Raw genomic sequence first — 19,868 nt, 5'->3', positions numbered from 1 at the left:
CTTGCCCAGTTTATAGTTTTTACCTATAGTTTTTACAACATGCGTATACTTTCGTGGAATGTGAACGGCCTGCGGGCGGTTGAAAAAAAAGGTTTTATCCAGTGGATGCAGCAAGAATCGGCCGATGTGGTATGCATTCAGGAAACAAAGGCCCATCCCGGCCAAATTTCTCCTGAGCTGCTTACCCCTCTGGACGCTGAGGGCCGGCCTTATAAATCCTATTGGGCAAGCGCAAAAAAGGCAGGCTACTCAGGAACAGCTATCTATTCCAGAATCGAGCCGAACAATGTCCGTACCATGGGCATCCAGGAATTTGATAACGAAGGCCGAGTTCTTATCGCCGATTTTGATCGGGTATCGATTATTTGCGCCTATTTTCCTAATTCCCAGGAAGCCGGCGCCCGGCTGGATTACAAACTTGCGTTTTGCGATGCCATGCTGGAAATCTGCAACAGCCTCGTCCAGTCCGGCAGAAACATTATTTTATGCGGGGACTACAATATTGCCCATACCCCCATAGACCTGGCCCGGCCAGAGGATAACGAAGAAAATCCCGGATACCTGCCCGAAGAGCGGGCCTGGATGACCAAGTTCTTAGCCACCGGTTATGTGGATACCTTCCGCGCCGAGCACCCCGGCGAAGGCGGACACTATACCTGGTGGTCCTACCGGACCAGGGCCCGGGAACGGAATATTGGCTGGCGTATCGACTATCATTGCGTAAATCAAGCATTCGCACCCGAAATTGCCAAGTCTCTTATCAGACCAGAAATTACCGGATCTGACCATTGTCCTATAGAATTAGTGTTAAGGTAGGAACCTATGCATATTAAGTACAATTCACCTACGGTATTAACCTACGCCTTTGTGAGCGCCATCGTCCTCATTTTAAGCCAGACTCTGCTTCCCAGCCTCACAACGTCTCTTTTTATGGTACCGGGAAAGAACCAATTTAGCCCCCGGGATATACTGAACTGGGTCAGGGTCTTTACTCATGTTATAGGCCATGCAAACTGGACCCATCTGATTTCCAACTTTTCATTTATCCTGCTCATAGGCCCTATATTGGAAGAAACCTACGGGTCCCTCTCACTTCTGTTCATGATAGCCGTTACTGCCTTCGTAACCGGCATCCTCAATGCCTTTTTGCTCCCCACAGCCCTGTTGGGCGCCAGCGGCGTGGTATTTATGATGATACTGCTTGCGTCTTTTACTAATTTTAAGCAGGGAGAAATTCCGCTTACCTTTATTCTCGTCCTTACTCTCTACCTGGGACGGGAAATCTTTAATTCATTCAGCAATAACAATATTTCGGAATTCGCCCACATTGTCGGCGGATTCTGCGGCAGTCTCTTCGGCTTTTTCCGCCCTGCACGGAGATAAAGAGGAAAAAATAAATGTATGTTTTGTTTAATAAAACCATTTTCGATCTAGATGAAAGTGTTAACCAATACCTTGTGTATCTTGCGCATATTCAACAGAGCGTAAACTTAAGCACCTATGAAAAAATAGACGCTTTTAACAAGGCAGAAAGTATAACTAATGATATCAACGCATTGACTGCAAAATTGCTTTCTTTGCGGGTCAACGATTTTAATCAGGAAGATATTTTTAAGTATATTGATAAAAATGCTATACCAATTATTCAAACTATAAAAAACGAACTTAAGCTCTACGATCAAAAACTTTTTATAAAAGAAAAAATGTTATACTCTGTTAAGGATGCTATCCAATTTTTAATTCATGATAAAAACGCAGCCATTACCTTTACAATCGACAAAATGAATCGACTATTAAGTTATCAGAAACTTTTTGTCGACGAAGAAGAAAAAATAAAAGCTGAAAAACTAAAAACCTCCTTAGAAGAAACAAAGAAGAAAGAAAATAAAACTCTGGAAGAATTAAAACTTAAGACCTTTAAGGATATGATCCGAGGAAAAAACCATAAAAATGAAGATTATTTTTTCAAGACGAATTCATATGTAATTCAAAATTTTTACGAGGATCTTCAATTTGAAAAACCAGAGCACACCGAAAGACAAGGCTGCTTTTTTGTGATAGAAAATGATATCCATATCAAAATAAATAAATCCGATCTTTAAATAGATTATAAGATTCAAATAAACAAAAGCGAGCCAAATTCAAATATAATTGTTTCTGGCTTTATCAAACATGATCAATCAAAGGTTGAGTTCTTTATTGATGAATCCTTTAATTCCCAATTTTTAAATTCTTATCTTAATGCATTTAATATTACTCCAATTATTAAGAAGTGGAACGAGTGCTACTTAAAATATTATGTTCAAGAAGAAACCAATATTCTGGACGATAGTATGGCAAAAAAGCACATCGATGATCTATTTGACGGGAAAATAATGTAATATTATATGAGACTATCAAAAAGCCGCACGCAGGGTAAGACCCAGGGCAAGGCTTATGTTATCGGCGCCGCTTTGCGCTCCGCTGCTCCGCACATCGCCCTGGGAAGCGCCGGTATATACGACGAGGCTGGTTCGGCGCATGAGGTTTCGGCTGAGCGATACATTTGCCTGCCAGGCCTGGATATCTGGGGCATAGATAAGGTGCCCGGCGGTGCTTGTCCAATCATCCAGTTTCCAGGAAAGGCTTGCAAAGAGGCTCGTGTCAGCCTTGAACTGGCCCACAGGCGATCCTGTTCCAAAGTTACCCTGGTATTCCAGGGCACAAAAAAGGGTTCCCCCAAAAGAATAATCTGCGCCTAAGACGACCGAAAGGCTGCTCCGGTCCGGAACAAGATGATAGTTTTCATAAGGGATAGACATAAGAGCTTCCCCATAGAGACCCAGAACAAGATTCCCCTTAACATCGATGCTGCCTATTAAAGAGGGTTCTGTTGATGCGGCGGCAGGGCCGCCAGGGACGAGAGCTTGGGTCAGCATGCCCGCCTTAAGCGACGCAAGGCCGCCGTTATTCTGGAAGATCATAGCTGAAACATCCCAGCTGCCCAGGGATGCAAAGGCCCTGCCGCCAAACACAGCCTTTTCGGGAGGCAGGACCAGGGTTCCTACAAAATCAAGGCCCGCAAGATCCGACAGGGGAATCTGAAGGCGGAGCACATCGGTACCGAGGCGGCCTAAGGCCTGGTCCTGCAGGTTCACCGCGGAAAAAAGGTCCGAGGGTGAAAAGAGCCGACCCTTTCCATAGTTCACGATCATACGGCCAAAAGAAAGATCAGCCTTTGCAAAGCTGAGCGTGACATAGAGCTTTGAGATATCAAGCCCAAAGGGGACCGGTATACCTGCCTGACTAAGCTGGGCCGCAGCAACACCATAGGGTACAAGCATTTTGATGAGCCCCACAAGCTGGGCCGAATCCCGGTCCCCGCCCTGAAAACCGAGACTCAAAGTGGTAAAACCTCCATAATAACCGCTTCCGAGGGCGTTGGCAAAATCTGCCCAGGAATCAGCCTGTATTATCTGCGCTGCATCTGTATAGCTGTACACCAGGTCTGTGCTCAGAGCAGCGTTCCAGGAAAGGCCCCGATTCTGGGCGGGGCTATTTTCTTGCGCCAGGCTCACCTCTTGGGCTTGAATGGGTGCCCCGGAGACAAGGGCGAAGAGCAGACAGGCGAGTATCATGGGCCACCGTTTTTTCATCAATATAAACATAAAGTACCCCTAACGGCTTAAACGGCGGAGGCTAAACTGATCTGACGGAAGACTTACATCAAACTTTATATCGGTCATCTTAAAGGTGGTACCCCCGCCCTTTTTTAGCTTGTCTTCCATGCGCAGTTCGGTCACAAACCAGCGTTTTCCGTACTGGGCAACCTTAAGGGCCTGGCTTTCTTTAATGAGTTTTCCGCTTTTAGAAAGCATGTGGGTTTTCAGTACGATGAAACGTTCTCCGTCGACCCAGAATTTTTGTTTGTCGTAGGGGGCTGTTTTGGCGGTGGCTGAGAGCTCAAGCACATAGCATGGCCGGCCGTCGAGTGTTTCGGTACCTGACACAGCAACAGAATACTTAGAGAGGAGGTTTCCCGATTCCAGGGCATCTTCGTAGGAAACGTCGGAGCCCATCATACCTTCCTTAAGGAGATGGCCCGATATTTTAATCGTTTCCTGCTCATCCGGGAAATACATCCAGAGGTCCTTGTCTATTTTAAGGTACCGGATGCCCCGGTCTTCCGGATTGATAAATTCCACAAAGGCCTTTTTATCTCCCTCAGCGAGGGCAGAAAACTCTTTGAGCATTTTTTTGGACTGCTGCTGTATTTCCATAATGCCCCGGTAGCTTATGGTACTAAAGCTTGCGTTTTCATCAATTTTAGCAAGAATCGCTTCGCCGGACAGGGCAGGAAGGGCAGGCGATGCCAGTGCTGCAGGCGTACTAGAGGATGCCGCCTCCGTCTGGGCAAAGAGGTTCGCACCCACGGCAAACATTGATATGAGGATAAGCAATATAAACATCATCTTTTTCATCGATATAACTCCTTTCCGGGCCGCCCGTGGGCCCAGCGCTGGTTTTACTATGCAGGCCATTTTCAGGAACCGGCTAGGCGACGGATTTGATGGCTTCCACTGGATCGAGCAGGGCAGCCCGGCGGCTCGGCAGATACGAAACCACAAGCGAAACGAAAAGCCCCATGATAAAAAGGGCAACCACGTTCAGGGGATTCACTACGGAATAAAAAACCGGATCTATGGGGAAGGTCAGGGATCCGACGGCTGAACTGAAATCGATCCCATAGACCGAAAAGACCCAGCACAAGAGGAGGCCTACGAGAGCGCCAGCCCCGCTTCCGATAAGACCCATGACAGCCCCTTCGGCAAGGAAAAGCCTGAGTGTCTCACGCCGGTTAAGTCCCAGAGCCTTGAGTATCCCAATTTCCCGTTTCCGCTCCAAGACTACCATCATCATGATGTTGGAAATAATAAAAGCCCCCAAAAAGGTGATGACAAGTTCAATCCAAAAGTAGATCACTTCCATCAATTTGATGAGCCGGGGGTATTCGCCGATTTCGGTCCAGCTCTGAATGCTGAGCTCTCCATCCGCGTCAGAGCCGCTTCCTGCAATTGGAATCCCCGCCTTGGCAAGACTCTTTTTTATCTGAGCGCTTACCTGATCGGCATGGGTATAATCTTTTAGGAAGATGAGAATCTGCTGCACTGCCCCGCCGGTCCTTAAGAATTCCGTGGCATCCTCCAGGGGTATTTGAAAGAAACCCTTGTCCATTTGCACAAGGCCGGTAGAAAAGAGACCCACAATGGTAAAGCGGCGCAGCCGCAGGCTGTAATCGGCTCCCTGGGTAACGATACGGATACTGCCCCCCACCGTAAGGCCCAGGGACGAAGCGGCTTTTTCGCCCAAAATGATTTCACCCTTCTTTTCCAAATACCGGCCCTTTACAATACTCCGGTTCATGTTGAGTACCCCAGCCTCGGTTTCGCTGTCCCCCGCAATACCGTAGGCGGGGACCGTATTGGGGCCGTTAGAAAGGAGGGTCCCAAAGACGATACGGGGCGCAATGGCTACTATTTCTTTTTCAGCCTCGGGGATAGACCGTATCGCTTGAATGACCGCTTTGGGATTGCTGACCAGTTCATCCATAGGCATAAAGCGGGACCGTTTTACAAAACCGCTTGAGGCGATACGGATGTGTCCGCTTTCGTTTTTAGTGATATTTTTTACCATATTTTGCAGGACCCCGCTGGTAAAACCATTGAGGAAGGTTGTTAAAGCTACCGCAAGGGCGATAGATATAACCGCCAGCACCGTGCGGCGCCTGTTCCGTTTGATATTCCTGAGGGCTAAATCAAAAATCCAGTTCATAAAGGTTCTCCCTGCTTCTCTTCTCTCGCAGCGAAGCTACACAAAGCGCAGTGCATTGGTTACTTCCAGTTTCCCCGCCCGTTTCGCCGGGGAACGGCTTGCAAAGAGGGCTATTAGAATTCCGACAATTGCGGCAGTGAGCATCTGGTCCGGATTCCATTCGCCGTAGAGGTTTCCTCCAACGGGAAGCCCCATATCGATATTTCCCATCATGGCATCGAGGGGCATACCCCAGAAAATAAAATATGCATCGAGGAGTATGCCGAAGGCCACACCAGCAAGGGAGCCTACAAGTCCGATAAGCCCCCCTTCCAATAGGAAGAGGCGCCGAATATCCCGAGCGGTAAGACCAAAGGCCCGGAGCACCCCAATCTCCCGGATCCGGCTATAAACGCTCATAAGCACCGTATTGGCTATGCCTACCCCAGCGATTATCATCATAATAAAGATGATCATCCCCGCCCCTTTGGACTTTGCCTTGGAGAGCTCTAAGAACTGCCGGCCAATTTCACCGAAACTTTTAGCCGAAAGGTCAGGAAAGGCGCCATTGACCTTGGCGGCAATTTCATCCGAATCCTTCATGGCGTCTTTAAGATTGACCCGTTTTTGCATCCGGACAACCAATTCTGTTCTGAGCCCCTCCAAATCCAAAAAGGGTTCAGCAGCGGCAAAACTGATATAGGCGTTCCCGTTATTAATGGTGGGGTCCGGTGTATCAAGCAGAGCTGCCACAAGAAAATCCTGGGCGTTCTGCGCATCGTAACGAGTACGGGCCGACAGGGTTACCCAGGAACCAATCTGGAGCCCCAGTTCAGAAGCAAGTTTTTTGCCCAGCATGATTGCTGGCCCCTCAGTCTGGGCCGCCAAAGAATCGCCGGTCCGATAGGCTGCAAGAGAAAACACCTGGTCATCATCTTGCGGATTTATTGCGATAATCTGAACCGGCAGGGCATCCTGCCCATTGGAAAGCTGACCCACAAAACGGAGCCGTTCGGAAACCGCCAGCACCCGTTTATCCTGCATAAGAAAAGCCTTGACCGCGGCCACATCGGGAATACCGTAGTCCAGGGGCATACTTTGGGCTTCTTCGTCATAGGCACGGGTCGTAATCTTTACCGACGAATCGGAGAGTTCCATCATATTTTCAAGGCCCATTCGGTCCATACCTTTTAGGATTGAATCCATACCAATATAGAGTCCGAGACCAAAGGTCATGGTGATGACCGTGAGTGCGGTCCGTTTGCCGTGGCGCCAAACATTACGCCAGGCAATGGTGGCAAGGGTGGTCCAAGCGGTGCGTTCCTTACGGTTATTCATATTATTCCCCTTTCTTTTCATCACTATGAATAATCCCGTCCCGTATATTGATGACCCTTCGGGCGTTTCTTTGAACGAGGGCGTCGTGGGTGGAAAAAATAAAGGTGGCCTTGAGGGTTTTATTGATATTCCGCATAAGCTCCACAATTTCCTCGGCCATATGAGAATCCAGGTTGGCGGTAGGTTCATCGGCAAGCACAATGTAGGGATCCTTTACCAGGGCCCGGGCTATGGCAACCCGCTGTTCCTGGCCGCCAGAGAGCTCCCGGGGAAACCGATCACCCAGTCCGGCAAGCCCCACGGCAGCGAGGACTTCCTCTGCCTTCTGCCGAATTTCCGGCTTAGAGAGCCGCCGTTCAATGACCAGGGGCAGCTCTACGTTTTCCCGGACCGTCAGCACCGGAATAAGGTTGTAGGATTGGAAAATAAACGAAATATGCTGTTTCCGATAGGCTGACCGTTCATCTTCGCTCATCGCACCCAGGGGACTGCCATTATAACGGACTACCCCCGTAGTTGGGGTATCAAGACACCCGATAATATTAAGAAGGGTCGTCTTGCCGGACCCTGAGGGTCCCACAATGGCGGTAAATTCTCCCTTTTCAATAGAAAGGCTCACCCCATCTAGGGCATGTACTTCCGATTCTCCCTTTTTATAAATTTTTGTAATACCTTCCAGTTCTAAAATTGCCGACATAATAGCCTCCTTGTGCTACGACCTATTTTTAAGGGCCATGATAAGCTGCTCCATCTCATCAAGATAGGTTTGCAGAGCCGCTTCTCCCGCTTTCGTTAATGCCACATCGGTAAAGGGTTTGTTATCCACAAAGGATTTTTCGATCTGTACAAAGCCCGCATCTTCAAGATTTTTTAGTTGTATTGATAGATTTCCCGCGGTAAAGCCAAGCTGGTCCCGCAGTTCCGTAAAGGCCGCCCTGAGGTTATCCGCAGATGCGAGGTAGGTCAGAATCATAAGCCTGGACCGCTCGTGGATAACCTTGTCCAGCCGTGGGCCCTGGCCCGGTTTACTCATGGGAGGCCTTCCTGTCCTTGTGACCTTCCCAAAGTCCGAGGAGGCCGAATACAAAAAAACCCAGGCTGGGGCTGAGGGCCAGGACCGCAAAGGGATAGGTCTGAACATAGAAAAAGGAAAGACCGGCACTCACGATGAGCCAATAACCCACCATAAGATAGGATCGACTTTTTATAAATTCGCCCAACTGGTTCCAAATAATACCGACCATCAGAACCACCACAGAAATAACGAGCATAGCAAGCCCGGTTTGCACCAGATAAACCGATACCAGGAGGGCGCCGATGGCAGCTCCTATATAAACATGCCTAAGGGGCAGTATAAAAAACTCCCGCATCAGAGAGAAAACCCCCGTGGGGCCAGAAAGTTCTCTGCTTGCCCTGGTAAGGCTAACGAGTTTAATAATACCGCCGCTCACCGTAGCAAAGGCAAATAAAGCCCAGAGGAGGTAACGCACTACAGGGGGGATATGATCGTAAGCGCCGTAATACACAATAAAGCCCTGGAATAAGCCAAAGACAAAAAGCATGGCTCCCCCATAATAGGCGCTCATGAGGCCAAAGTATTTTGGCAGCAGTATCTGCCTGATAACATGGTCATGCCGATGCAGGGCAGTCTTTATTGCCTGGATATCCTTAATAATATGTTCCAGATCCGGCATCTCATTTGTGTCCATATAACGACTCCTTATGCGGCGACGCATTTATATAAACTAGTTTATATTATAAACTATAATACGTCAAGAAGCGAAACACCCATAAAAAAAAAGTTTCTAAAAGAATTGAATTGATGGGTGTTATGAACTCTGACATAGCTTTCCTACCCTCTTCCGGTAATACTCTAGCACTGCTTCTATTTCATTATAACCAGATCGTTTTAATGCGTCGCTCACCGTGCTTTGACTTTTCTGCATTCTTTGGGCAAGATCTTTTTGAGAAAGATCGGGAGATCTCAACCGTTCATATATAAATATTGATTCCTTCGCAGACCAGGAGTCCATTATGAAAGAAGCCACCTGGAGCATTATCCCCATTGGTTCATCAAATTCTTTCCAAGGCGTTTTTAAACCTAAAGTATATTTCTTTAATGCATCAAAACTTGTTCCGGAATTCACAAAGGCAGTTCCGTTGCATTCGGTAATCCGTTCACTTTGATACGAGATATCTCCAATACCTATACCTATACGCACATCTAGTACAGAAAATTGCTTAATCTTTGCTTTGATGAGAATAGCCTTCTCCAGGGCAATCTCTGGTTTAAGCATACATTGGAAACTGTCTCCTCGGAATATTTCCCATATCAGTAGCGCCTCACCCAAACCCTGCAGTTCCTGTTTCAGAACAGGAAGCCAGAGATCGGCTTTCATACGAGAGGATCCTATAATATCACCGGTCAAAATAGCGTGCATATTTATATTATCGCCTAATTAGTCAAATCTTACAATATTCGACTTTATAGTCTATATTATTCATATTCGACTATAATATCGAATATTTAAAATATCGATTAAAAAGACGATATATAAATCTCCGGAATTTATTCCGCCCCTGCGGCTTCCAAGCTGAGGAGGGTGCTGCGGTAGATCGCAAGCTGGCTATAAGCGTCGGTCAGGGTACTGAGGCTTTCAAGGAGTTTACTGAGGTACTCCGATTCGGCTCCGCTCCCGCTAGAGAGGAGCTGTTTCTGACGTTCCAGTTCTTCTGCCTGGGCTGAAAGCTTGAGCTGGGCATATTCGAGCCTGCTCTTTTGGAGATCCAGGGTAAGATAATGCTCCCGTATAAAGGAAGCGAGATTCTGTTCACCCTGGGCAAGCTGGGCTAAGGCATCCTCAGTCCTGGCTTTTGCCTTAAGGGCTTCACCGGCCTTTACGGGGTTCCCAAATAGGCTCCCCTTGGTGCCGAGGCTCAGGGTAAACTGGTAGTCGTCCTTACCATACCAGTCGGTTTCAAAGAAGGGGAACCGGGAGCCCCCATAGGAGGCTTCTAAATGAAGTCCTATATCGGGAAGCCCCCAGCTTTGGATCTCCGCCAGGTTCTGCATCCGTTTTTGGGCTTCCAACATGGCCCTGCCATAGGCAAGGTTAAGGTTTTTCCGGGGAAGCTCTGCCAAAGCTTGAGGCTGCGAGAGCCGCGGTCGACCTGCGGGTATGGGTGATAAAGCCAGATCCCCAAGAGTAAGATCCCTGTTCCCCGTCATATAGATAAGATCAGAAAGGAGACGGTTTCGTTTTTCCGCCGCCATGGCCTTTCCTATTTCGATTTCTTTAATTTTTACCTCCGCTGCAAGGAGTTCTGAACGGGTGCTGAAACCAGAGGCATAGCTTTGCCGGGCAAGCTCAAGAAGGCGGCTTCCTGCCTTGTACTGCAGCTCCAGGATTTTTTCGGTTTGGACCACATAAGCCAGAGCTTCCCAGGTGCCCTGCAACTTGAATCGCAATTCGTGTATCGTCTGATTTTCCTTGATGCGGGCAGCGGACAGGGCCGCCAGTGCAGCCTCGATACCGGTATTGATTTTGCCCCAGGTAAACAGGGGAATGTCGGCGCTGAGCTTGAACTGGTACAGGGAGCTTTCCATACCCTTATAAAGGGTGGTATCCCGTGGAGGTAGCAGAATAGTTGAACCGCTGGGATCCTGGGGATTTGCAACAGAACCGAACTCGCCTTTTTTTATGGTGATGGGCCCCAGGGGATTTCCGAGATAGGAGGCCGAAGTGTCCAGGGCAAAGACAGGGAGCCGCTGGGCCTGAGCGGATCGGAGGTCCGCCTCCGCAGCCTGCCGCCCAGCCTGGGCAGAACGGATAAGGGGGCTTGAACTTAGGGCCAAAGACTCCAGGTCCGCGAGGCTATAGGGGCCCCTGGTCGCTGCGGTGGGCTGAGGCGCCTGTCCCGCGGAGGCGGCAGGCGCAGACTGCGGTGCCGGTCCCGCAGTGACAGCAACCGTGGGCTGAGTGGGCCGCTCTAATGCGGCGTGCGGTACGGGTTGAGTGGGCCGTCCCAGAGGCGCGGGTTCAAAGGGGACCTGAAAATCGAGGAGCGAGACAAGGCTCCCGCTGGCCTCCGCATAGTCCGCCGCAAAGGGGGCGTTGCGGGTCTGGGCCGCAAGAGAACCTGGAGCGATCAGGCTGGGGGCCATTCCTATTAATAAAAGTAAAGGCGCCACAAGGGGCTTGCGCCGTATCGAACCGTTCATGGGGTGGGCACCGTCACCTTGAGGTTAAGATAAACCGGCGTGTCAGGTTTGAGCGTTGTTGGTTGGCCAGCTACGGAACTGGCAGGGGTGTTGGAACCGTCAAGAAATACCTCGGTTTTTACCGTTACGGTGCCGCTTTTCTGGTCCGCCTCATCAGAAGTAATATCCTCCAAATACCATTCCACGGTCCCCAGGTTAAAGTAGCCCTCTTCGCTGCCGTTCTGGGTATCCCGGGTTTGGGAGTAGGCGGCAAATTCCTGGCCGCTTAGGCTGTCAGGGACCGTGAGCACCACCTTGGCGCCGTTAATAGCAACATAAGGGTCGTTTTCAGTCTCATGCGCAAACACTCGGCCAGTCACATTGACCGTAAAATGATAGCGCTGCAGGGTTACTTCCGGCGTGACCACCGTCCGGGGATCAGAACTCGTAGAGGCGGGGATGTCAACCGACAGGAGGTACCAGTCCTTGCTGTCCCCGTCTAAAGCGGTGCGGCCGTTCCCGTCCAGGTCTTCGTCGCCGTATACTTTTCCGCCGTTAATGCTGGTCTCGGCGGGAGTTCCTGCCGCAGGGTCTTCTGCCCGATAGTCCGTCTGGTTCCAGGCGACCCGGACCCGGGTTTTATTAACGCTATCGGCGTGGCCCCCCATTTTCTTGTAGCGGATCGTAGCAGACCAGTAGCCCTCACCGTCCGTATTCACCGTATAGGCCGCAGCGGTGGGAAACACGAGGCTTGTCGTATCCACCGAACCTGCAGTATAGGACCAGCTTTTAGGCACATAGATATTAACCGGCACGTTAGCCAGGGCCTTGTCGTCCCTCCAGTTGAGGACCCGGCCTGAGAGGCGGCCCTCGTTATAAAGGTCTTCAATCTCCATGGGGGGAAATTCGCTGGTAACACCGGAGACTACGATGTAGGGGTTCGGGTTTTTCCAGAGGCCATAGTTAGGGTGGTAGACCAGAAGATAAACCTCCCTCCGGTCTGCGGTCTTACCGTAGGTGGAGTTCATTGTTTCCCAAACCACTCCGGCAAACTGGTAGTTGCCGTTATTGTCCGTGGTGGTGCTTTGGAAATACCGGTAGGGCCTTCGGTTCGGCGCGTCTGGGAGTGTTGCGGTGTTTCCTTCCACATAGGCGTTATAATCCGCCTCCCAGGAAGCGCTGTCCGTATACAGGTAAACCCGGGCATCGGAGATACCGACCACATTGTTGTTGTTTTCCCGCTCTTCCTTATCGATTACCCGGCCGTTAATGCTGGAGGTGAACACTACCGAACAGGAGGCAAAACCAAAAATAAGTCCAAAGAGGACCGCGGTGTTCATCAATATGGATGATCCGATTCTTTTCATACTTGTACCCTTCTTCGCCCTTCCAGGCGTTCATACAGGATTGGAATAATAAGCAACGTAATGAGGGTGCTCGTGAGGAGGCCCCCGAAAATTGCCTGCCCCAGGGGCGCGTAGACCTCGGATCCATTGCCGTGGGCCAGGGCCATGGGCAGGACACCAAAGAGGGTAGTCATGGCGGTCATAAGGATGGGCCTGAGCCGGGTCGCTGCCCCATCGATCACCGCGGCTCGGAGGTCGGCCGCACCGCCGGCACGGAGCTGGTTCGTGTAATCCACCATAACTATGGCGTTATTCACCACCGTGCCCCCCAGGGCGATAATCGCGAGCATGGCAATCATAGACAGACCCGAATTAAAGATAAGGAGCCCGAATACGACCCCGATAAGGCAGAACGGAATGGAAGCCATAATGATGAGGGGCTGCATGAACCGTTCGAACTGGATGACCATCACTGCGTATATAAGGAAGATACTGATAAGCAGCATGAGGCTCAGGCTGGAAAGGGATTCGCCGATAAGGGCGCTCGTCCCGGCGGTCCGGTATTTGACTGACAGGGGAAGGTTCATACTTTCCATGGCCGCCAGGATCCGTCGGCTTACCCCGGACTGGTCCTCGGTCCTGAGATAGCCCCGGACCTCGACAGAAAAGGTTCTGTTTTTCCGGTCTATCCGGGAAAGGCTTTCCCGGGCCTCCAGATTGGAAAAGGCGGAAAAACTGATGAGCCTTCCGTCCTGGGTTTTTACCGTAATCTGGTTCAGGAGGTCCTGGTTAATCGGCCTGTCTGCCGCATCGGAGGTAAGCCTGAGGGTATAATCCTTTGAGCCGAGCCTCAGTTTGCCGGACCGCATGCCGGAAAAGAGAATGCGGCTTGTAATGCCCGCCTCGTAGGGCGTAACACCGAGACTTCCCATATAAAGCTGGCTCAGGTCCATATAGAGCTGTTCCGCGTCGCTGCGGACCGAGAGTTCCGTTTTGAACACATCCGGATCCTGGTCCAAAAGGGACTGGACCATGGAAGCCGTTTTCGTTACCCCCTCCAGGTCAGGGCCGTAAATTTCCATTTGGAAGCCCTGACCGCCAGTTCCGAGAGCCAGGAGTGCATCAAAGCCGCCGTTCAAAACCGTCACATCCACATCGGGAATCGTTTCCGAGAGGGTCTTCTGTAAAAGGGGAATAAGGTCCTGGACGGTCCGTTTCCGCTTTTCGCTCGGAACAAGCCTGAGCCTGCCGTAGGCCCGGTTCGGAGCGCCAGAGATGGTTATGGCGCTGCTTGAGCCCACATAATAGACTGCAGCCTCGAGTTCAGGCACAAGAGTCCGCACCTGGCGGTCCAGTTCATCAACCTTGGCCTGGGTCCGCTCCAGTGAATAGCCCAGAGGGGTCTGGATATAGATTTCAATCTCCCCCGTATCAGTGGGGGGCAGGAAGCTGATTTTAAGGGCGCTGATAAAAAGGAGCGACCCGGCTAAAAGAGAGAGGGAGAGGGTAATGGTAAACAGCTTGTGGGATAGGACCCAGGAAAGGAGACGCCGGTAGCCCCCTTCGAGCCGGTCTAACGTCCGGTCTATGGCCTTTTCTATCCGGGTCAGCACTTTGGGCCGCTTCAACGTATCTTCATCGGCCAGGATGAGCGAAGAAAGCCAGGGGACCACCACGACCGCCACGAGGGCGCTGGCCCCCAGGGCAAACACGATGGCCAAAGACAGGTCGTTCATAATAATACCGATGATACCCTTGAGAAAAAGGAGGGGCGCAAAAACGCAGATGCTGGTAACGGTAGAGGCCAGCACTGCGGCCCCGAGTTCATCTGCCCCGCGGCGGGCCGCGTCCTTCCGGTCACCGCTCTGCTTGAATTTCCGGTAGGTTGTTTCCAGCACAACAATGGAATTGTCCACAATCATACCGATGGCCACGGTCATGCCCGACAGGGAAAGCAGGTTCAAGGACCGGCCCGTGGCATAGAGGCCCAGAATAGCAAAGAGGATGGAAAGGGGAATGGAAAGACTGATGATAAGGGTGGCTCTGAAGTTGTGAAGCACGAGCAGTATAACGAGGATTGTAAGTAACAGCCCGCTTATGGCGGCGGATATGACCGTTTCCAAAGAACGCTGGGTAGTTTCGCTCTGGTCGCTAATGACCTGATAGCTTACATTTCCATTGGTCTCCTGGCGGATCTCCTCCAGGACCTTTTTTGCCTCCGAAACTATTTTTATCGTGTTCCCTTCGTCCCGTTTTAGGATATCCACCATAACATAGTTTTTACCGGCGGAACGGACGCGGAATTCCTGCCTTTCCTGGACCAGGGCCACCGTGGCAACATCCTTGAGATAAATAGGCGTATTATCAGCATAGCCTACAGTAAGGTTTTCCAGGTCAGAAAGGGTTTCCAGGGATCCTGCGGCGGTAAAGGAAAGCTCCCGCTCACGGAACTGGGCGTTTCCCGCCGGGATGTTCCGGTTGTTGTACTGCAAGGCCTGGTAAATCTGCAGGGCCGAAAGTTTTCGGGACGCAAGGTCATCGAGACGCAGGGTAATGCGGGCTTCCTTGTGGAGTCCGCCGACCAGATTTATTTTAGAGACCCCGTCGATCCGGGCCAGGGAAGGTTCCAGCCGGTCTTCCAAATAGGTAGTGAGCTGTTCCAGATCCATGGAACTGTCGATACGGACAGAAAAAATTGGCAAAAACGCGCCGGCTTCCATAATATAGATAACCGGGGCTCCATCAATATTTTCAGGGAGTTCGTCCAGAATGCCGTTCAAAAGTTCCCGTATTTGGGGGAGCTTGTCCCGAACATTGACCGAAGCGTTAAAAGAAAGGGTTACCGACGAATAGAACGCATAGCTTGATGAAGTAAGCTCCGTTAAACCCGGCAAAGTGGCCATCTGGTTTTCAATTATCCGGCTCACATTCCGTTCCATTTCCCTGGCCCCCGCCCCGGGAAGTTTCGTGATAATAGTTGCCTTGGGCATGGTAACCGGCGGAATCATTTCTGTATTGAGCGCCCCCAGAGCAAGCATGGCAAAGAGGAGCAGCGCCGCAAGGAGTATAACGATGATAGCCGGATGTTTGACCGAAAAATCTGAGAGTATCATTGACTTACCGCCACAGGACTCTGTTCTCGCAGGAAATACCAGCCTTCCACAATCACATCCCGGTCAGCCCATTCCTTGCCCACCACAAACCTATCGTCGTTGCTCTCGGTAATGGCAATTTCTGCTTTCTTTGCCCGGCCATCCTCGGCGTACCACAGGGTGTTTCCCCCCGCAAGGGCTGCAAAAGGCAGGGTGTACACATTTTTTATCCGGGAAAGTTCAAAGGAAGTAGTCACAAACATACCGGGCCGCAGGGACTCCGTACCAGAAGCGACAGTAATGACCACTTCGAAGTTTTTCGTTTCCGCCGATACGAAGGGGCTTATACTTTTAATGCGGCCAGGGAATACCGAGCCGTCGCTGCGCCGGATACTAATCCGGAGGTCTCCCCCGCCCGTCCTGTGGGCATTCTGAAACTGGGAATAATACCGTTCAGGAATCTGGCAGCGGATAAGGAGGTTATTGAGATCCGCAATGGTTACCAGGGGCCGTTCAGGGGCAGCCAAGGATCCAACCGAAAGATGTTTTTTCAGAACCACCCCATCCAGGGGACTTTTAATATTGGTATACTCGAGCTGTAATTTTGCTAAATCGTACTGAGATTTATAAGCCTCCGCCTGAGCCTTGGCTTGTTCATAGTTCTGGGTGCTGGTTGCGTTTGATTTGTAGAGCTGGGACACCCGATCAAACGTAGATTGGGCAGAAAGGTACGCGGTTTCAGCCTGCTGAAACTGGAGCCGATACCGTTCAGGGTCAATTCGGGCAATTATCTGGTCCGCCCGCACCCGGTCCCCCACATCCACATAGAGGTCCTGGAGCACCCCGGAAACAAGGGGAAGTACCGTCACCATTCGCTCTGATTCCACATAGCCGTTAATAGTCAAGGTCCGGACTAAATCTCCGAAGCGGGGCTTTTCCACCCGGACTGGAATAGGACTCGCCTTCTTTTCGGTTTCGCCGCTCTTTCCCATTCCGCGGCTCATAAAAAAAGCACCCGCGAGGATAAGCAGGGGGATAAAAAACCGTGCAATCCGGCCGACCGTAAGCTTTTTAGCTGCCATAATGGGGCGCTCCTTGGGGCCGTAACACTTTCGCTTCATCCTCAGGCATGGTCTTTGCGGCGGGCTGTCCCATAAGCAGCGGAGAATCCCTCATGGCGGCCAAACCGGCGGGACTTAAGACCCCAAGGACCACTGCTTTAAGAGAGTCCTGGAGCAGTTCTGCCTTGGAAAAACTCTGGTTCTCCACCTGCTCAAGGACGGTAATTCCGGTAATTATATTGATGATAATCCAGGTAATTTGATGGGGACTAAATTCCTCTCGTATGTACCCTTCCCCGGCGGCGGAATTAACGATGCTTTTAATCAGGTTTTCCAGCGAATTTTGGAGGCTATTCCGCAGATCAAGCTCGTTTGGGTCAAGCAATTCCCGGTGGGGCCGGCCAAAGATTCGGCCCCCTTCCCGGAGATCCCGAAACCCCCGGTCTACGATAGCGTTGAGCTTGTCGATAAAGGGGAGACTGTTATCCGCAGCGATACCTTCCACTCCATCGAGGACATGGCGCATCCACCGGGCTACCGCTGCATCAATGAGTTCAAAACGATTCTGGAAATAATTGTACACCGTTTTCCGGCTCACCCCCGCGAGTTCTGCGGCAGTCTCCATGGTAAGCGCTTCTGCCCCTCGGGTTTTCAGAATTCCCTGGGCAGCACTGATAATACGGTCCCGTGTGATATCGGCCAATTTACCTTGCCCCCTATAATTACACATTTTACACATTTATTGTGTAATTATAGCGCTTTGGCAGAACCATTTCAAGCTTGTAATGGACCTCCCCATAAATAATTTTTTTTGGTATGCTTTCATCAACCTGATAAGGAGAGTAATAAGATGGCAAAGCGCGCAGCAGAAGCGGCAGACAGTAGTTTCGCCCGTTACATGGAACAGAACCTGGGGAGCAGGGAAAAATACGAAATCGGCCAGATGGTAGAAACGAGGATTGAATATATATCGGATGATACCGTGTTTTTGCAGCTCGGCGGCAAGAGCGAAGGTATCCTGGATAAAGCGGAAGTGCTGGACAAGGATGGAAACCTAACTGTTAAAGAAGGAGATCCTATCCGGGTTTTCTTTGTTAAGGCTCAAAACGGACAGCTCTATTTTACAAAACGCCTTAGCGCGGATAAAACAGATTCTTCCATGCTGGAACAGGCCTATAAAAATAAGATCCCCGTGGAAGGGGTGGTTGAAAAGGAAATTAAAGGCGGCTACGAAGTAAAAATCGGCGAAGCGCGGGCCTTTTGTCCCTATTCCCAAATGGGCTTAAAACGTGTAGAGGACACTGCAAGCTGGGTCGGGAAACACCTCACCTTCCTGATCCAGGAATACAAGGACGGCGGCCGGAACCTTATTGTCTCTAACCGGGCAATAGAAGAAGCCCTGCATGCAGAGCAGCTGGCTAAGCTTAAGGAAACACTCACAGAACACAGTATAGTCACCGGAAAGGTGACTTCTATCCAGGATTTTGGGGCCTTTGTGGACCTCGGCGCGGTGCAAGCCCTGCTTCCTGTTTCGGAAATCAGCCGTGAACGGGTGGAAGATATTAGCAAGGCGATAAAGGTTGGTCAGGAAATCCGAGCAGAAATCATTAAGCTGGACTGGAACACGGAAAAAATCACTTTAAGCCTTAAAAGTCTCCAGGAAGATCCCTGGGACAAGGCGGCGGAAAAGTATCCTGCAGGTTCAAAACATTCAGGCAAAGTGGTCCGAATTGCCGACTACGGGGCTTTTGTAAACCTGGAGCCGGGATTGGACGGCCTTGTGCATGTGTCAGAACTCCGGGGCGGCGGCAAGTACAACAATGTAAAAGACGCGGTGAGTATTGGTCAAACCCTGGCGGTCCAAGTGCTTGAGGTGGACCGCAGCCGAAAGCGTATCTCACTTAAGCCGGCAGGCTCCGCCGAAGAAGAAGCGGTATCTCAGAAATATATGGCCGGCGATGATGAGAACGATACCTATAACCCCTTCGCGGCGCTGCTTAAAAAGAAATAAATAAAATAAAGCCTGCCTTATTCCAGGCTTTCGAATAAGGCGGCAATCTTTGTCTGGTTCTTCTTGACCAGTTGGTAATCATCCTTATTGTAGTCTGCTTTGCTTTTTTCCACCGCCTTGGTAAACTCTGCCGAGTTCATTTGGGCTGCAATATCCTCAAAGGTAACAAGAAAGTAGCCTGAGAGCACGGCCCCATAGACTTCCCAAAAATCGCTCCAACCGTATTTTGCAAGCAAAGCCTTTACCTGGGCGTCTGCTTGGATAGCCTTGAACATGGCAGCCACATTGGGAACGGTAAATTGGCTAAAGGATTCGGCAAGTTCAGGATTGTTCATACCAATATCCTGGTCATATTTTTCAGCGAACTTTTCAAGATCCTTGGCAATCTTTGGTAAATCGGTTACGAATTTATCCAGTTTTGCCTGGGTTAATACCCTTTTGGGCGCGGCCTGCGCGCCTGCTATTGAAACAGTGAGAATTAAGAGCCCTACTAGAGAGAGGAGACGTTTCATACAATACCCCCTCCCTTTAAGTATAGCAGTTTATAAAAGAGGTACCAGCAAATTCACGATTTTTTGGAGCTCTTCCGCATCTCCTTCATCAAACTGGGCAAGTTTGTCAGAATCCACATCTAAAACCGCGACGACCTGGCCGTCCTTTTTAAGGGGAATGACAATCTCGCTCTTGGAACGGGAATCGCAGGCGATATGCCCCGGAAAGGCTTCCACATCGGGTACAATGACCGGTTCTCCGGACCGGGCGCAGGCAAGACATACCCCCCTGCCTTTTAGGACCTGGCAAGCCACCGCACCCTGGTAGGGACCCACATGGAGTTCATCCTCTCCAGCGACAAAATAAAAACCGGTCCAAAAATGATGACGGAGCTTTGCATGGAGCAGAGCCGCCATGGTCGCCATGCCGGCAATAAGGTTCGGAGACTTAGTAGAAATAAGCTCTTTTAGCTGCTCGTAAAGCCTTCCATATAGGGCGGAACGGCTGCGAGATGGATTTTGTTCATCAATCATTGAT

Annotated in this window: 19 protein-coding genes; 4 read left to right on the top strand and 15 right to left on the bottom strand. The window is 50.5% G+C overall.

All coding sequences use genetic code 11. The features are described 5' to 3' along the window. Nucleotides 1-39: 39 nt before the first annotated feature. From Q7P68_RS07530 to Q7P68_RS07520, 3 genes are read left to right on the top strand one after another with little or no spacing between them, the layout of a single operon-like run. Nucleotides 40-816 (top strand): exodeoxyribonuclease III, encoded by a 777-nt coding sequence (locus tag Q7P68_RS07530; RefSeq protein WP_304224504.1) that lies wholly within the window; start codon nucleotides 40-42, stop codon nucleotides 814-816. Nucleotides 817-822: 6 nt separating this feature from the next. Beyond that, on the top strand, nucleotides 823-1,383 hold the full coding sequence (locus Q7P68_RS07525) for a rhomboid family intramembrane serine protease (RefSeq protein WP_304224502.1): 561 nt from the start codon (nucleotides 823-825) through the stop codon (nucleotides 1,381-1,383). 14 nt (nucleotides 1,384-1,397) lie between these two features. Next, complete coding sequence (locus Q7P68_RS07520; RefSeq protein ID WP_304224501.1) at nucleotides 1,398-2,102, top strand: hypothetical protein; 705 nt, start codon at nucleotides 1,398-1,400, stop codon at nucleotides 2,100-2,102. Nucleotides 2,103-2,396: 294 nt separating this feature from the next. Here Q7P68_RS07520 and Q7P68_RS07515 read toward each other — a convergent pair whose 3' ends face one another. The 13 genes from Q7P68_RS07515 to Q7P68_RS07455 all read right to left on the bottom strand — a co-directional run bounded on the left by Q7P68_RS07515 (nucleotide 2,397) and on the right by Q7P68_RS07455 (nucleotide 17,531). After that, nucleotides 2,397-3,635: a hypothetical protein gene (locus Q7P68_RS07515; RefSeq protein ID WP_304224499.1), complete on the bottom strand. Its 1,239-nt coding sequence runs from the start codon at nucleotides 3,633-3,635 to the stop codon at nucleotides 2,397-2,399. Nucleotides 3,636-3,656: 21 nt separating this feature from the next. Continuing rightward, entirely contained in the window at nucleotides 3,657-4,460 is an 804-nt protein-coding gene (locus Q7P68_RS07510; RefSeq protein WP_304224497.1) for an outer membrane lipoprotein-sorting protein, read from the bottom strand. Nucleotides 4,461-4,533: 73 nt separating this feature from the next. After that, complete coding sequence (locus Q7P68_RS07505; RefSeq protein ID WP_304224495.1) at nucleotides 4,534-5,811, bottom strand: ABC transporter permease; 1,278 nt, start codon at nucleotides 5,809-5,811, stop codon at nucleotides 4,534-4,536. Nucleotides 5,812-5,847: 36 nt separating this feature from the next. Further along, nucleotides 5,848-7,128, bottom strand: a complete 1,281-nt coding sequence (locus Q7P68_RS07500) for an ABC transporter permease (RefSeq protein WP_304224494.1) — start codon at nucleotides 7,126-7,128, stop codon at nucleotides 5,848-5,850. A gap of 1 nt (nucleotide 7,129) precedes the next feature. After that, a complete protein-coding gene (locus Q7P68_RS07495; protein WP_304224493.1) occupies nucleotides 7,130-7,825 on the bottom strand; it encodes an ABC transporter ATP-binding protein in 696 nt (231 codons plus the stop codon). A gap of 15 nt (nucleotides 7,826-7,840) precedes the next feature. Further along, a complete protein-coding gene (locus tag Q7P68_RS07490) occupies nucleotides 7,841-8,161 on the bottom strand; it encodes a winged helix-turn-helix domain-containing protein (protein WP_304224491.1) in 321 nt (106 codons plus the stop codon). Continuing rightward, the gene (locus tag Q7P68_RS07485) at nucleotides 8,154-8,837 is read right to left on the bottom strand and encodes a hypothetical protein (protein WP_304224490.1); all 684 of its coding nucleotides are present in this window, start codon (nucleotides 8,835-8,837) and stop codon (nucleotides 8,154-8,156) included. Before Q7P68_RS07485 ends, Q7P68_RS07490 begins: the two co-directional genes overlap by 8 nt. Nucleotides 8,838-8,957: 120 nt before the next feature. After that, a complete protein-coding gene (locus tag Q7P68_RS07480; RefSeq protein ID WP_304224489.1) occupies nucleotides 8,958-9,527 on the bottom strand; it encodes a hypothetical protein in 570 nt (189 codons plus the stop codon). A gap of 170 nt (nucleotides 9,528-9,697) precedes the next feature. Further along, nucleotides 9,698-11,350, bottom strand: a complete 1,653-nt coding sequence (locus tag Q7P68_RS07475) for a TolC family protein (RefSeq protein WP_304224488.1) — start codon at nucleotides 11,348-11,350, stop codon at nucleotides 9,698-9,700. Then, nucleotides 11,347-12,696, bottom strand: coding sequence for a hypothetical protein (locus Q7P68_RS07470; RefSeq protein WP_304224486.1), 1,350 nt, complete (start codon nucleotides 12,694-12,696; stop codon nucleotides 11,347-11,349). Before Q7P68_RS07470 ends, Q7P68_RS07475 begins: the two co-directional genes overlap by 4 nt. Beyond that, the gene (locus tag Q7P68_RS07465; protein ID WP_304224484.1) at nucleotides 12,693-15,788 is read right to left on the bottom strand and encodes an efflux RND transporter permease subunit; all 3,096 of its coding nucleotides are present in this window, start codon (nucleotides 15,786-15,788) and stop codon (nucleotides 12,693-12,695) included. The genes Q7P68_RS07470 and Q7P68_RS07465 overlap by 4 nt, the downstream gene beginning before the upstream one ends. Beyond that, nucleotides 15,785-16,849 carry an efflux RND transporter periplasmic adaptor subunit gene (locus tag Q7P68_RS07460; RefSeq protein ID WP_304224482.1) on the bottom strand — a complete coding sequence of 355 codons (1,065 nt, stop codon included), beginning with the start codon at nucleotides 16,847-16,849 and terminating at the stop codon, nucleotides 15,785-15,787. Before Q7P68_RS07460 ends, Q7P68_RS07465 begins: the two co-directional genes overlap by 4 nt. Continuing rightward, nucleotides 16,839-17,531, bottom strand: coding sequence for a TetR/AcrR family transcriptional regulator (locus Q7P68_RS07455; protein WP_304224481.1), 693 nt, complete (start codon nucleotides 17,529-17,531; stop codon nucleotides 16,839-16,841). Before Q7P68_RS07455 ends, Q7P68_RS07460 begins: the two co-directional genes overlap by 11 nt. Nucleotides 17,532-17,678: 147 nt before the next feature. On the opposite strand from Q7P68_RS07455, the gene Q7P68_RS07450 reads away from it, so the two are divergent. Next, nucleotides 17,679-18,839, top strand: a complete 1,161-nt coding sequence (locus Q7P68_RS07450; protein WP_304224480.1) for a 30S ribosomal protein S1 — start codon at nucleotides 17,679-17,681, stop codon at nucleotides 18,837-18,839. A gap of 17 nt (nucleotides 18,840-18,856) precedes the next feature. Here Q7P68_RS07450 and Q7P68_RS07445 read toward each other — a convergent pair whose 3' ends face one another. Next, entirely contained in the window at nucleotides 18,857-19,351 is a 495-nt protein-coding gene (locus Q7P68_RS07445; RefSeq protein ID WP_304224479.1) for a hypothetical protein, read from the bottom strand. A gap of 30 nt (nucleotides 19,352-19,381) precedes the next feature. Further along, nucleotides 19,382-19,868: GAF domain-containing protein (locus tag Q7P68_RS07440; protein WP_304224476.1), on the bottom strand; the 487-nt coding region annotated here is incomplete at its 5' end.

Source organism: Gracilinema caldarium, from assembly GCF_029265695.1.
GTDB classification, from domain to species: Bacteria; Spirochaetota; Spirochaetia; order Treponematales; family Breznakiellaceae; genus Gracilinema; species Gracilinema caldarium_A.
This window is presented reverse-complemented; position numbering and strand designations above follow the sequence as displayed.